The organism is Kitasatospora sp. NPDC002543, from assembly GCF_053594915.1.
In genome coordinates this window covers 17,685-31,534 of record NZ_JBSFWR010000098.1, presented here as the reverse complement: position 1 = coordinate 31,534, position 13,850 = coordinate 17,685, and the positions used below count along the sequence as shown (strand labels likewise).

The window sequence follows — 13,850 nt, the reverse complement described above, 5'->3', positions numbered from 1 at the left end:
AACCCGTAGCCCTCGTACAGCTGGAGGCCGGCGCCGGTGAAGAACAGTCCCAGCTCGCGCCGGAGCGTGGAGCCGCCGCACATCACGCTGCGCACCCGGCCGCCGAGCACCGCCCGCAGCCGCGGGTAGACGGTCCGCTCGTACGCGAGGTGGCGCAGCCGCAGGGCCGCGCCGGGGCCGGGGCCGCGTCCGAAGGCCTTCTGCTCCCGGGCGGCGGCCCAGTCGACGGCCACCTGCCGGGCCTGTTCGAAGAGTTCGCCGCGCCCGGCGTCCTCGGCGGCCCGCCGGGCCTGCTGGAAGAGCTTCTCGAAGACGTACGGGACGGCGTGCAGGAAGGTCGGGCGGAAGGTCTCCAGGGCGGGCAGCAGCGCGTCGGTGGAGACCTCGGGGATGTGCCCGATCCGGAACCCGCCGCGGATCGCCGCGATCTGCACGGCCCGCCCGTAGACGTGCGCCAAGGGGAGGAACAGCAGGGTGGCGGGATGTCCGCCGCCGGTGTCACGCAGGACGTCGCCCCAGCCGGCGAGCAGGGCGTCGGCCTCGGCGGCCAGGTTGGCGTGGGTGATCAGGCAGCCCTTGGGGCGGCCGGTGGTGCCCGAGGTGTAGACGACCGTGGCGATGTTCTCGGCGGCGACGCCGAGGCGCTGGCGGTGCACCAGGGCGTCGGGCACGCCCTGGCCGTCCTCGGTGATCGCGGCGACGCAGTCGCGGTCCAGCTGCCAGATGCCGGTGAGGTCGGGCAGCGCGTCGCAGACCGCGCCGACCGTCATCGCGGCGTCCTCGTCCTCGACCAGGCAGGCCACGGCCTGGGTCTCGGCGAGGATCCAGCGGACCTGCTCGGGGGAGGCGGTGGGGTAGACGGGCACGGTGATGGCGCCGATCGACCAGAGTGCGTAGTCGAACAGCGTCCATTCGTAGCGGGTGCGGGACATCAGGGCGACCCGGTCGCCGTAGCGCACGCCCTGGGTGAGCAGGCCCTTGGCCAGGGCCAGCACCTGGGCCCGGAACTCCCGGGCGGTGACGTCCCGCCACTGCCCGTCCCCGTCCCGCCGGGACAGCTGGACGAGCTCGGGAGCGTGCTCGGCGGTGTCGTAGAGGGAGTCGGCGAGTCCTCCGGTGGCCTCGGGCGCGGCCGGGGCGGGGGTGGTGAACTCGCGCACAGTCCTCCCCAGTTCGGTGCCGGTAGTACGGGGTGGGCCGAAACTATCGGATCACCCTGTCACTGCCCAGGGTTGTGGCGGTGACACGACGAGATCGGCACGGTCACCCTCCGGTGGTGTCGTGCGTGGGGAGGCGCGGGGGAGGATTCGCGCGGGAAGCGGGCTCCGCGCCGGTGCCGCGTCCCGGCGGGGCGATTCCGCCCTCACGGGCACCGGCGGACCCTCCGGACCCGGAGCGGGGGAGGGGGCGACCGGTTCCTGACGTGTGCGGGACGAGACCGGTCGATGAACTGGTTCGCCCCTCGAACGAGCGGTGACGGCGTAGTAGAGTCTCGCAGACCTGTGGCCGGTCACCCCTCCTCCGACCCTTCCCCGGCGCCCTCCACGCCGCCCGGCGCAGCACCGCTCCCACTCCGTCACCCCGTCACTCCGTCGCCCGACGCCGTACCGCTCCCCACCGCCCGACACCCGCACCGCCACCACCCCCGCTCCCCGTCCGCGCCTGGCACTTCCCGACCGAGGACTCCATGCGTCTGCGCAGCAGCTCGATCCGCGCGAAGATCATCGCGCTGCTCCTGGTGCCCATCGTCGCGCTCACCGCCCTGTGGGCCTACGCGACGATCGCCACCACGGGGGACGTCTGGAACCAGCTCGGGATCAGCCGTACGTACAAGGAGTTCGCGGGCCCGGTCGACCGGTACACCGGCGACCTGCAGAACGAGCGCCGCGCCGCCGTCCAGCGGCTGGCCGACCCGCGCTCGCCGGCCGCCCAGGAGGCCTACGAGCGGGCCAAGGCCGCCACCGACCGCAGCCTGGAGGTGCTGCGGCAGATGAAGGACGGCCCGGCGGGAAAGCTCTCCGCCCCGCAGCGCGGCCGCTTCGTGCAGATCATCGCCGCCGCCGACCAGATCGGCCCGCTGCGCGCCCAGATCGGTCGCTCCGCGCTGAACTGGGAGTTCGCGCTGGGGCAGTACAGCGACCTGGTCAAGCCGGTGTTCGGCTTCCGGTCCGCCTACGTCGCCCGGCAGAGCGGCCAACTCCCGCGTCAGGGCACCATCCTGATCGAGCTGGTGCGCGCCCGCGAGTACCTGTCGCAGGAGGACGCGGCGATGGAGGGCCTGCGCACCGGCGCCGCCAAGCCCACCGCCGAGCAGTACCAGGTCGCGCTGGACGCCCTGCACAACCAGCAGGCGCTGTTCACCGTCTACGTCGCCGAGCTCGACCCCGCCGACCAGTCCGACTACAACGCGCTGCGCGGCGGCGAGGCCTGGGGTGCGCTGGCCCGCGCCGAGGCGGACTTCATCGGCGCCGGCGGCCCCGACCGGGTGGTCCAGGCGCTCAACGGCGACTCCTGGCGGGAGACCGCGGACCGCTCGCTCGGCGACCTCGCCTCGATCAACAGCCGGATCTCCACCGGGCTGGACGAGCGCGCGCACTCCGCCTCGATCGGGCTGCTGTGGCGCGGCGGCATCGCCGGTGCCGTCGGCCTGGTCGCCGTGGTGCTGTCGATCATGATCTCGTTCCGGATCGGCCGGGGCCTGGCCCGCGAGCTGATCGGCCTGCGCAACGCGGCCGACGAGCTGGCCGGCACCCGGCTGCCGTCCGTCATGCTGCGGCTGCGCCGGGGCGAGCCGGTGGACGTGGCCAGCGAAGCCCCGGAGCTGCACTTCGGGGACGCCGAGATAGGCCAGGTCGGCCAGGCGTTCAACGCGGTGCAGCGGGCCGCCGTCGAGGCCGCCGTCGAACAGGCCGAGCTGCGGCGCGGGGTCTCGGCGGTCTTCGTCAACCTGGCCCGGCGCAGCCAGGTGCTGCTGCACCGCCAGCTCACCCTGCTCGACACCATGGAGCGCCGCACCGAGGACCCGGCGGAGCTGGAGGACCTGTTCAAGGTCGACCACCTCACCACCCGCATGCGCCGGCACGCCGAGGGCCTGATCATCCTGGCCGGCGGCTCGCCCGGGCGCGCCTGGCGCAAGCCGGTCCGGATGGTGGACGTCGTCCGGGCGGCGGTCGGCGAGGTCGAGGACTACGCCCGGGTGATCGTCCGGCCGTTCCCCGGCACCGGTCTGCTCGGCAGCGCCGTCGCGGACGTCACCCACCTGGTCGCCGAACTCGTCGAGAACGCCGCGGTGTTCTCCCCGCCGAACACCCAGGTCACCGTCCAGGGCGAGGTGGTGGCGCACGGCTTCGCACTGGAGATCGACGACCGGGGCCTCGGGCTGAGCGAGCAGCTGCTCGCCGAGATCAACGAACGCCTCGCCGTGGAGCAGGAGTTCGACCTCGCCGACACCGACCGGCTGGGCCTGTTCGTGGTCAGCCGACTGGCCCGGCGGCACGGCATCCGGGTGCACCTGCGGCCGTCCCCGTACGGCGGGACGACGGCGGTGGTGCTGATCCCGCGCGAGCTGCTCGCGGAGGCACCGGACGGGATGCCGGAGCCGGGCGCGGCCGGGAAGCGGTCCGCGGCGGGCGGTCGGCGCGTCCAGCGCGACCTGGTCGCGGTGCCCGGGTCGGGAGGCGGCTCCCGCTCGGCGTCCGCGGCCGGTTCCGCCGGTGCGGGTGGCGCGGCCAGGACCGGGGCCGGAGGACTTGCGGGCGCGGGCGCCGGCGCCGGCGATGGCGATGGCGTGGGAGGCAGGCACCGCGGGACGACGGGCGGGCCGCGGCCGTCCGCACCGGACACGGGCCGTACGGCGGGCGGGCTGCCGCGCCGGGTCTCGCGGAGCAAGGGCGGACCGATGCTGGTCCCCGCGCCCGCGGTGGACACCGAGGACGCGCCGGGGACGGGGCGGCACCGGCGGGAGGACGTCGTCGTGGCGGCGGCCGAGGCGGCCGTCGCGGCTGCCGGAGTCGACGGTGCCGGAGTCGACGGTGCCGGAGTCGATGGTGCTAGCGGGGCCGACGGGACCGACTCGGCTCCGGCCGCTGTCGTCCCGACCGCTGTCGCCCGGGCCGCTGTGGCTCCGCCCGTGGAAGCCGCGCCCCGGACGGCGGGTGGCCTGCCCCGGAGGGTCCGGCAGGCGAACCTGGCGCCGCAGCTCAGGGACCAGCTCACGGAGCAGCTGAAGGAACGGTTCCGCAACGGGGCCGGGGTCGACGGCGGGGCCGGAGGGTCCTCGGCCGGAGACACCCGGGACGGCCTGACAGGCCGGGAAGGCGGGGTCTCCCGCGACGGCGGAGGGGCCCAGGAGGCCCGCGAGGCCCGGGAGCGCTCTCCCGAGGAGGCCCGGGCCACCTTCGCCTCGTTCCAGCGCGGCTTCACCCGGGGGCGAGGGGCCACGGCTCCGGCGGACCGCACGAGCGCGTCCGCGGACCGCGCCGGTGCGCCGGCGGACCGCCCCGGCGCTCCGTTGACGGATCGTCCCGACACGCCCGACGATCGTGCCGTGCGGGGGAAGGGACGGCCCACCGCCGTACCGGCCTGGCAGCCCCCGGACCGGTCCCGCCGGGCGATCGCCCCGGCGCCCGCCCCGGCGGCGCTGCCCGCGCCGCAGGACACCGGCCGGGCGCCGCTCGCCCGGCGGGTGCCGCCCGGGCAGCCGGTCCGCCGGAGCCCGGACACCGGTGCGCCGGCACCACCCGCCGTACCCGAACCACCCGTAGTGCCCGCTCCACCCGCTCCACACGCACCACCCGCTCCAGCGGAAGGAACTGATTCATGACCACGTCGATGCAGTCGTCCGGGGACCTCAACTGGCTCTTGGACGACCTGGTGGGGCGCGTCGCGGCCCTGCGGCACGCGGTGATCCTCTCCAACGACGGCCTGGCCACCGGTGCCTCCCGCGACCTCGACCGCGAGGACGCCGAACACCTGGCAGCCGTCGCCGCCGGGTTCCACAGCCTGGCGAAGGGCGCCGGCGGGCACTTCAAGGTCGGCGGCGTCCGGCAGACCATGGTGGAGCTGGACGAGGCCTTCCTGTTCATCACGGCCGCCGGCGACGGCAGCTGCCTGGCCGTGCTGAGCGAGGCCGAGGCGGACATCGGCCAGATCGCGTACGAGATGGCGCTGCTGGTCAAGCGGGTCGGCGAGCACATGGCCGCCGAGCCGCGCACCGAAACCGCCCCGCCGGTGAGATGAGCGGTCCGATGGCGGATCCGAAGGCGGATGTGCCGGACGGCCCGGACGCGTCGGACGGCCCCCAGGTGCCGGTGGGCGCGGTCGGGCCGTCCGGCGCGGGCGGTTCGAAGGCCGTCGACGGCCCGGGCGGCTCGGATGACCCGGCCGGCGCCGGCGGTTCGGACGGTCCGGACGGTCCGCGCGGCGGCCCGGAAGCCTCGGCGCGGGGCGGGCAGCCGGACCAGGGCGGGCAATCGGACCCGGACGGGCCCGAGGTCGACCTGTTCCGGCCGCGGACCCCGGTCGACGACCGCTGGTTCGACGACGAGGCCGGCCCGGTGGTGCGGCTCTACTCGATGACCCGCGGCCGCACCCGGCCGGTCGAGGAAGGGCTGTTCGACCTGATCTCGCTGGTCACCGCCGTCGATCCCGGGTCGGTCGCGGGGGCCGTACCCGCGCACGTCCTCGACCCGGAACACCAGACGCTGCTCACCCTGTGCCGCCGCGAGCCGCTCTCCGTCGCCGAGCTCGGCTCCTACACCGACCTGCCGGTCAGCGTGGTGCGGGTGCTGCTCGGCGACCTCCACGACGCCGACCTGATCAGCGTCACCCGACCCGTTCCGCTCGCCGAGCTGCCGGACGAGCGCCTGCTGCGAGACGTGATCAATGGACTCCGTGCGCTCTGACCCCCAGCCCCGCCCGGACGGCGGTGCGGCCCGTCCCGCGAACGCCAATGACCCGCGCTGGCGCGGCGGTCCGGCCGTCGCGCTGAAGATCCTGGTCGCGGGCGGATTCGGCGCGGGCAAGACCACCCTGGTCGGCTCGGTCAGCGAGATCCGGCCGCTGCGCACCGAGGAGGAGCTCAGCGAACTGGGCCGCCCGGTGGACGACACCTCGGGGGTGGAGGCGAAACGCACCACCACCGTGGCGATGGACTTCGGACGGATCGACCTGCGGCCTGGCCTCGCGCTCTACCTGTTCGGCACGCCCGGGCAGGACCGGTTCTGGTTCGTCTGGGACGAGTTGGCGCGTGGCGCGCTCGGCGCGCTGGTGCTCGCGGACACCCGACGACTGGCCGACTGCTTCCCGTCGGTCGACTTCTTCGAGCAGCGGGGTATCCCGTTCCTGGTCGCGGTGAACTGCTTCGAGGGCACCGAGCGGTTCTCGCCGGACGAGGTCCGCGAGGCGCTCGACCTCGACCCGGACATCCCGGTGCTGCTCTGCGACGCTCGGCTGCGGCAGGACGGCAAGGACCTTCTCGTCGCACTGGTCGAGCACGCCGCGGCGGGTCGGCACCGTCGGGCCCCGGTCGGCGCCTGACGGCGGTTCGGCGGGCGGGCGGATTCGGGTTCCGGGTGTGGGTGCGGGTGCGGGTGCCGGTCGCGGACGGCGCGAATCCGGCCCCGCTCGGGCTCGGCGACGCTGGTGCGACTGGTCGGCAGGAGAGTGCGCCGACCTGCCCCTTCCGCCCGCGATCTCATTCAGGTGTCCGCATCCCGGACGCTCACTGCGTCGAAGGTTGCCGAGACCGCCCCGGCCATGGAAGGCTCTGTGGATGTAGGCCGCCCGGCCATGCCGTCGGGAGCGCCGGAAACGCCCCGTTCACGCGGGCGTTGCGACCGGCAACCGGCCTTCGGCGAAACGGCGAGGCATCGTCGGTGGGCACCGGCAACGGTGTGCCGCCGCGTGGGGAACGAACGGGGAGGGCAGCATGACGACCGTCGGACGACACATCATCACCGCCGTTCCCGGCTCCCCGGTCCTCGGCGCCGTCATGCCCGGCGCCTTCGTGTCCGGCGCTTCCGTGTCCGGTGCCGCCGATCCGGCGCTCACCGTCCGCCGCTACATCGACCAGGCGCTGATCTGCAGCGCGTGTTGTCGCCGATCGGCCTGACCTTCCCGGTACGTCCCCCGGCGCCGACGGCCCACCCGGCCCTCCCGGTCCGCCTCCCGACGCACCGCCGAAACCCGTCGACCAGGCCGTAGCGGACCGCCCGTCCGGCGAGCCCGCGGCCGACCAACCGGACCCGCCCAGCGGAGAGAACACCAGTGAACATCGTCTGCCCCGCCACCACCCCCGGCACCGTCGGCCGTACCCGAATGACCGGGACGGCCACCGCGATGTGCGCGGGTGGACGGACCGGACGGTGGAACCGGTGCGGGAACCGCGCCGGGGACGGCCGGCAGGGTCGCTTCGACCTTGAGCCGTTCTGGCCGTCCCGGCAGCCGCACCTGTTCGATCAGACGTGTCCCGGCTCGCCCAGCGCGTCCCGGTCCTCCGCCCGCTGATCCGGTTCGATCCGGTCCAGCCCAGGCAGTACGCCCGGTCGACGCGCAGACGACTCCACCCCGTCCGTCACGCGCGAAATGAGCGGCACACCATGTCTTCTTCTTCCACGGCCACCCTGCCCCTGCCCACCGCGACCCCGCACCTGCGGGCGGTCCGCTCCGTCCCGCCGGTCTCCTCCGCCCCCGTTCCCAGCGCCGTGCCGGTCGGTCCCGGCACGCCCGGGGCCGAGGGACCGTCCGTTCCGGCGTCGGTCTCCGGCCGATGGCCGGGGGCGGCGACCCGTCCGTCCCATGCCGGGCCGTCCCCGGTGGGGGCGGCCCACGGCGGCCCGACCCGCCCGGCGGCCCTCCCGACCTCCGCCGCCGCACAGCCGGGCGCGACGGTCCCGCAGGTGCCCCCGGCGCTGCTCGCCGCGCTGCCGGAGGGTGCGACCGTCGTCGCCACCCTGCCGCAGGGCGCGCTGCCGCAGGGGCTGCTCGCCCAGTACGGAACCCAGTTCGGCGGTTCGGCCGGCAGCCCGATGGTCGGGTACCTGGTGCTGGTGCCGGCCGAGGGCCCGGCGGCGGGAGCCGTCGTCCTGCCGGGGGCCCCGAGCGGTACCGGCGTCGGGGCCGCTGCCGGCGTCGGGGGCGGAGTCGGGGGCGCGATCGCCTCCGGGGCTCACACGCTTCCCGCCCCTGCCGCGGCGACCGGCGCGCCCGTCGCCCACATCGTCGCGGGCGCCCGTCCGGTCCGCCCCGCCGGGCGCGGCATCTCCGTCGACACCGAGCGGCGCAGCGCCTACGTCGACGGGCGGTTGCTCGACCTCACCTACCTGGAGTTCGAGCTGCTGGCCCACCTCACCGAGCACCCGCAGCGGGTGCACACCCGGGACCACCTGGTCTCCGCGGTCTGGGGCTACGGGCACGTCGGGGACGGGCGGACGGTGGACGTGCACGTCGCCCGGCTGCGCCGCAAGCTCGGACCGGCCTACCGCGACACCATCGTGACGGTCCGTCGGGTCGGCTACAAGTACACCCCGGCCGCGGTCTGACAGTCGGTCGAAGCGGTGGGCCGCCCGTCCTGCACCTGGACGGGCGGCCCACCGCGTCTCCGGCCTGCGTAACGGCCTGCGGCGGCGGTCAGGAGCGTTGGTCCGGCGGCAGCAGGAGGACGGCGAGGGCGTCGGCACAGCTGCGGGCGTGGCCGAGGAACCAGTCCAGCCGGTCGTCGGTGAGGTGGGCGGGTGTCGAGCGGACCGCCAGGGCGAACCGGGCCTGCCCGGTACCGTCCAGGACGGGCACGGCCACCGTGCGCACCCCGGTGGCCGACTCGCCGTCGTTGAGGGCGTGTCCGGTCGACCGGACCTTGGCCAACTCCTGCTCCAGGGTGGCATGTTCGGTGATCGTGCGGTCGGTGAAGGAGGTCAGCGGGCCGAGCGCCGGAGGCGGTGCCCCGCCCGGGCGGGGCCAGGCCAGCAGGACCTTGCCGAGCGCCGTGGAGTGCAGCGGGCGGCGCAGGCCCAGCCCGGTGTCCGGACGGACCGAGCCGCCGACCAGGATCACCGCGTGGGGGCCGCTGCGGATCGCCAGGTCGGCCGTCGCCTTGGTGCGCCGGGACAGCAGCTCCAGCTCGGGCCCCGCGAGGTGGAGTCCGCGCTGGTGGAAGGTGAGTTGGCCGAGTTCGGCGACGGCCGGGCCGAGCCGGTAGCGGGCGGTCTGCTCGTCCTGCTCCAGGAACCCGGCGCTGACCAGCGTGCGGGCCAGCCGGTGCGCGGTGGAGACCGACAGACCCGTTCGGCGGGCCAGGTCCGAGGCGCTCAGGTCGGGGCCGTTGTCGTGGAAGCAGTGCAGCAGTCCCAGCGCGCGTTGGACGGCCTGCGCACCGGCCGGCGGACTCTGGACGGCGGTGGCGGCCTCGGCCATGGCACCTCGCGTTTCGGTTCGAATGGTTGTGGTTCGTCGTGGATCGTTGCGGTCCGGAGCGCTCTTCGGTCCGGCACTGCGGACGGGCGGCCGGGGGCGGTCTCAGCGTAGGGCAGCCGGAGCTGCGGGTTTGTTTCGACGACGTTGCAATGGAATGGCGTTGATGAACAACCGATCCCACCATGTGGCAAAGGCTTGCTTCCGGCTCGCCTGCCGTGGAACGCTCCTCGCATCGCACCGACGGCCACTCGGACCGGCCGGTGCCAGCCCCCGACCCCGCGGAAGGAGAAGCGCCGTGACGACCCACCGGTGTCTCCCCTCCCGTGCGTGTCGTCGCTGACCGACGCCCCGGCGCCAGCCTGCCCCCTTCTGCATCGTGGCGCACAACTCCCTTGTGCGCCAGGCCTCATGGGCCATCGTGCGGTAACCGATCCCGAACTCCTCCGGCCGTCGCCGGAGCCTCCGTGGAGGACCAACTCCGTTGTCCAGTCACACCCAGAACGCCTCCTCGCTGCCCGACACCCTCTGGTTCACCCGCTGCCCGGTGCCGACCGCGACCGGGATCGCCGCCGACCAGGGCTGGCTCGCCCGGGAGTTCGCCGCCGACGGCATCGCCGTCCGCTCCCTGCAGGACGCGCCGCCGGAGGTGGCCGTCGACCACCACTTCACCCACGCGCTGACCGGCCTGTTCCGGGAGGGCGGCAACGTTCCCGCTCTGTGGGCCCGTTCGCGCGGTGAGGAGACCAGGCTGATCGGTCTCACCTGGATCGAGGAACGCCAGGTGGTGCTGGTGCGGGCGGGCAGTGGCATCACCGAACCCGGGCAGCTGCGCGGGCTGCGGCTGGCGGTGCCACGCCATGGCATCGGCATCGACTTCTGGCGGGCGATGGCGCTGGCGGGCTTCCGGGGCGCTCTCGGGCTCGCGGGCCTCACCCTGGCCGACGCCGAGCTGGTGGACGTTCCCGGCGTCCCGGGCGGCGGGCAGTGGTCCGCCGAGCTGTCCGCCCTGCGGGACGGCACGGTGGACGCGGTGTACGTGAAGGGGGCGCTCGCCGTGGAGGCGGCCCGCCGGATCGGTGCGGAGGTGGCGGTGGACCTGGACGCGGCGCCGGACCGCCGGGCCCGGGTCAACAACGGCACACCCCGGCCGATCACCGTCCACCAGCGGCTGCTGGACGAGCGGCCCGAGCTGGTCGCCCGCTTCCTCGTCGTGCTGCTGGAGGCCGCCGACTGGGCGGCGGAGCGTCCGGAGGAGGTGGCTCGGATCCTGCGGGCCGAGACCGGGGCCGGCGCCGAGGGGGTCGCCGGGGCCTATGCGCCGGGCAGTCACCGGACCCTTCACCTGGACCTGTCGGCGGAGCGGTTGGAGCTGCTGGCGCTGCAGGAACGATTCCTCGGAGAGCAGGGCTTCCTCGCCGAACCGGTGGACGTGCGGACGTGGGTCGACCCGGAGCCGCTCCGCGCCGCCCGCGAACTGCTGCGCGAGCGGCGTGCGGGTGAAGGCGGCGGCGCGGGCGCGGGAGTCGGCGGCGCGGGTGAGGGCGTCGGCGGCGGTCGGATCACAGACTTCAGGTAACAGCGTTCAGCTAACAGATTTCGAAAGTTGTCAGCTGTCGGCTGTCATCTGTCACCCACTTGGAGGCCCCGTGAAGACCGTCCTGAAGACCCCTGTGAAGACACCTCGCCCCGTTCTTGCCGCCGCCGTACTGCTCGCCTCCACCGCTCTGGCCGCCTGCGGCTCGTCCGCCGACGGGGCCAAGGCCTCCTCCGGAGGAGCGGGCGGCAAGGCCGACGTGGTGCTCCGCCTGCCCGACCCCGGCAACAACGGCTTCCTCGCCCGCGGCAAGAAGGACGGTTCGCTCGACCGGGCCCTGGCCGCCGTCCACGCCAAGGCCGCCTGGACCGGCAGCGCCGGCCCCTTCGCTCCCGCCGCCCAGGCCCTCTCCGCCGACCAACTGGACGTGGCCCAGGGCTCGATCACCTCGGCCGTCGCGGCGCTCGCCCAGAAGCCCGGCTTCAAGCTGTTCGCCCAGACGGCGCCGGACGGCGTCGGCGAGGGGATCCTGGTGAAGAACGACTCGCCCGTCAAGTCCGTCCAGGACCTGATCGGCCGGAAGGTCGCCGTCTCCCAGGGCGGCACCAGCGAGTACCTGCTGCTCAAGGCGCTGGCGAAGAACGGCATCCCGGCGGAGAAGGTCGAGCGGGTCTACCTGCGGGCCGACCAGACCTCCGGGGTCTTCAACTCCGGCCAGGTGGACGCCTGGGCGACCTGGAACACCTTCTCGACGCCCGCCATCGCCAACGCCGGCGCGCACTTCCTGGTCAACGGCCAGGAGGTCGGCTCCGACAACTACGCGGTCTGGGCGGTGCGCAACGGCTTCGCCGACAAGCACCCCGAGGTGGTCAAGGCCTTCTACGCCTACCTCCGGGAGAACGGGGAGAAGGAGAAGGCCGACCCGACCGGCTACCTCAACGTGTTCACCGACGCCGGACCGACCGCCGTCACCCCCGCGGAGAAGGACGTCGCGGTGAACGTCAGCCGGCAGGGCACCCCGGCCGCCGCCATCTCCGACGCCGACGTCGCACGCTTCGGAACGGTCGCCCAGTTCTTCGCCGACCAGAAGGTCACCAAGCAGCTCGTGGACGTCAAGCCCTACCTGATCGACGTCGACGGGCTCGGGGAGGGCACCAAATGACCGCCGCCGTCGCGCGATCTGCGCCTGACGACACCCGGGCGGCGCTGACGGCCGGCCTGGTCCCCCCGCAGGCCCGCCGGCTCCGCCCCCGACCCCGCGCACTCGCCGTGGCCCTGCGCACCGTCGGTCCGCTCGCCCTGCTCGGCGGCTGGGCGCTCGCGTCCGCCACCGGCGCGCTGACCCAGGACGTGCTCGCCTCACCGGCCCAGGTCGCCCAGGCCGTGGGGGAGTTGTGGGGCAACGGCCAGCTGACCGAGGCCCTGTCCGTCTCCCTCACCCGCGCCGGACTCGGCCTGTTCTTCGGCGCGACCACCGGCTTGGTGCTCGGCGTGGTCACCGGATTCACCCGTCTCGGCGAGGAGTTGCTCGACTCCGCGATCCAGATCCTGCGGACGGTCCCCTTCCTGGCCCTCGTCCCGCTGTTCATGGTGTGGTTCGGCATCACGGAGACCGCGAAGGTGGCCCTGATCGGGGTCGCCACCAGCTTCCCGATGTACGTGTCGGCCTCGGGCGGGGTCCGCAGCACCGACCGCAAGCTGGTCGAGGCGATGCGCAGCTTCGGCCTCGGCCGTTGGGCGATCGTGCGCACGGTCGTGCTGCCCGGTGCGCTGCCCTCGCTGCTGTCCGGGCTGCGCCTGTCGATGACGCTCAGCGTGATCGCTCTGATCGCCGCCGAGGAGATCAACTCCACCGAGGGCATCGGGTACTTGATGGCCCAGGCGCAGAACTACTCGCGTACCGACGTGCTCGCCGTCTGCATCCTGATCTACGGGCTGCTCGGCCTCGCCGCCGACGGCATCGTCCGCGTCCTGGAACGCGTGCTGATGCCGTGGCGCCAGGCCGTCCAGGGAGCGGCCCGATGACCGCCGACACCTCCGCCTCCGTCTCCTCGTCCACCTCCACCTCCGCCTCCGTCCTGCTGCCGCCGGCTGTCTCGCCCGCTCCGCCCGGTTCCGTCCGAACGTCCGAGGGGGCGCCCCCGGCCGTCCACCTGCGCGGCCTGCGCCGGGTGTTCGGCACCCGTGCGGTGCTCGACGGGGTCGACCTCTCCATCGCCCGCGGCGAGTTCGTCGCCCTGCTGGGCGCCAGCGGGACCGGCAAGACCACGCTGCTGCGCATCCTCGGGGCGCTCGACCAGGCGGACGAGGGCACCGTGCTCGTTCCGCCGGTCCGCACCGTGGTGTTCCAGGAGCCCCGACTGGTGCCGTCCAAACGGGTGCTGGCCAACGTCACGGTCGGCCTTCCGCGCGGCGCCGCCACCCGGGAGACCGGGCTGAAGGCGCTGGCCGAGGTCGGCCTGGAGCGGCACGCCGAGGCGTGGCCGGCCACCCTCTCGGGCGGCGAGGCGCAGCGCGTCGCGCTCGCCCGGGCGCTCGTCCGGGAGCCTCAACTCCTGCTGCTCGACGAGCCGTTCGCCGCCCTGGACGCGCTCACCCGGCTGCGCATGCAGGACCTCGTCGGTGATCTGGTGCGCCGCCACCGCCCGGCGGTCCTGCTGGTCACCCACGACGTGGACGAGGCCGTACGGCTCGCCGACCGGGTCGTGGTGCTGCGCGAGGGCCTGCTCGCCCGCGACGAGGCCGTCACCGTCGAGCGCCCGCGTGATCCCGCCGATCCGGCCTTCGCCGAGCTGCGGCGCCGGCTGCTCGCCGACCTCGGTGTCCACTGACGCCGGCGATCCACCCGGATCCGCCCCGGATCCACCCTGATCCCTCAGGGGCCACCCGCGGTTCTCCCGATCTC

General features: G+C 74.4%; 12 protein-coding genes. 10 read left to right on the top strand and 2 right to left on the bottom strand.

What is annotated here, in order from left to right; genetic code table 11:
- A partial coding sequence (locus ACWD4P_RS30585; protein ID WP_449781883.1) for an AMP-binding protein occupies window positions 1–1,160 on the bottom strand: 1,160 nt, incomplete at its 3' end.
- 527 nt (window positions 1,161–1,687) lie between these two features.
- On the opposite strand from ACWD4P_RS30585, the gene ACWD4P_RS30580 reads away from it, so the two are divergent.
- From ACWD4P_RS30580 to ACWD4P_RS30555, 6 genes are all read left to right on the top strand, one after another.
- Window positions 1,688–4,822, top strand: a complete 3,135-nt coding sequence (locus tag ACWD4P_RS30580) for a sensor histidine kinase (protein ID WP_449781882.1) — start codon at window positions 1,688–1,690, stop codon at window positions 4,820–4,822.
- A complete protein-coding gene (locus ACWD4P_RS30575) occupies window positions 4,819–5,238 on the top strand; it encodes a roadblock/LC7 domain-containing protein (RefSeq protein WP_049652175.1) in 420 nt (139 codons plus the stop codon). The genes ACWD4P_RS30580 and ACWD4P_RS30575 overlap by 4 nt, the downstream gene beginning before the upstream one ends.
- Window positions 5,239–5,246: 8 nt before the next feature.
- Complete coding sequence (locus ACWD4P_RS30570) at window positions 5,247–5,903, top strand: DUF742 domain-containing protein (RefSeq protein WP_449781881.1); 657 nt, start codon at window positions 5,247–5,249, stop codon at window positions 5,901–5,903.
- Complete coding sequence (locus ACWD4P_RS30565; RefSeq protein WP_449781880.1) at window positions 5,884–6,537, top strand: GTP-binding protein; 654 nt, start codon at window positions 5,884–5,886, stop codon at window positions 6,535–6,537. The genes ACWD4P_RS30570 and ACWD4P_RS30565 overlap by 20 nt, the downstream gene beginning before the upstream one ends.
- 391 nt (window positions 6,538–6,928) lie before the next feature.
- Window positions 6,929–7,111 carry a hypothetical protein gene (locus ACWD4P_RS30560; protein WP_449781879.1) on the top strand — a complete coding sequence of 61 codons (183 nt, stop codon included), beginning with the start codon at window positions 6,929–6,931 and terminating at the stop codon, window positions 7,109–7,111.
- A gap of 703 nt (window positions 7,112–7,814) precedes the next feature.
- On the top strand, window positions 7,815–8,540 hold the full coding sequence (locus tag ACWD4P_RS30555; RefSeq protein WP_449781884.1) for a winged helix-turn-helix domain-containing protein: 726 nt from the start codon (window positions 7,815–7,817) through the stop codon (window positions 8,538–8,540).
- Window positions 8,541–8,628: 88 nt separating this feature from the next.
- Here ACWD4P_RS30555 and ACWD4P_RS30550 read toward each other — a convergent pair whose 3' ends face one another.
- Entirely contained in the window at window positions 8,629–9,411 is a 783-nt protein-coding gene (locus ACWD4P_RS30550; RefSeq protein WP_449781878.1) for an IclR family transcriptional regulator, read from the bottom strand.
- Between the two features lie 481 nt (window positions 9,412–9,892).
- Here ACWD4P_RS30550 and ACWD4P_RS30545 point away from each other — a divergent pair, with 481 nt between their 5' ends.
- The 4 genes from ACWD4P_RS30545 to ACWD4P_RS30530 all read left to right on the top strand — a co-directional run bounded on the left by ACWD4P_RS30545 (window position 9,893) and on the right by ACWD4P_RS30530 (window position 13,776).
- On the top strand, window positions 9,893–10,987 hold the full coding sequence (locus ACWD4P_RS30545; RefSeq protein WP_449781877.1) for an ABC transporter substrate-binding protein: 1,095 nt from the start codon (window positions 9,893–9,895) through the stop codon (window positions 10,985–10,987).
- A gap of 70 nt (window positions 10,988–11,057) precedes the next feature.
- The gene (locus ACWD4P_RS30540) at window positions 11,058–12,107 is read left to right on the top strand and encodes an ABC transporter substrate-binding protein (protein ID WP_449781876.1); all 1,050 of its coding nucleotides are present in this window, start codon (window positions 11,058–11,060) and stop codon (window positions 12,105–12,107) included.
- Entirely contained in the window at window positions 12,104–12,970 is an 867-nt protein-coding gene (locus ACWD4P_RS30535) for an ABC transporter permease (RefSeq protein WP_449781875.1), read from the top strand. Before ACWD4P_RS30540 ends, ACWD4P_RS30535 begins: the two co-directional genes overlap by 4 nt.
- Window positions 12,967–13,776 carry an ABC transporter ATP-binding protein gene (locus tag ACWD4P_RS30530; protein WP_449781874.1) on the top strand — a complete coding sequence of 270 codons (810 nt, stop codon included), beginning with the start codon at window positions 12,967–12,969 and terminating at the stop codon, window positions 13,774–13,776. The genes ACWD4P_RS30535 and ACWD4P_RS30530 overlap by 4 nt, the downstream gene beginning before the upstream one ends.
- Window positions 13,777–13,850 lie beyond the last annotated feature (74 nt).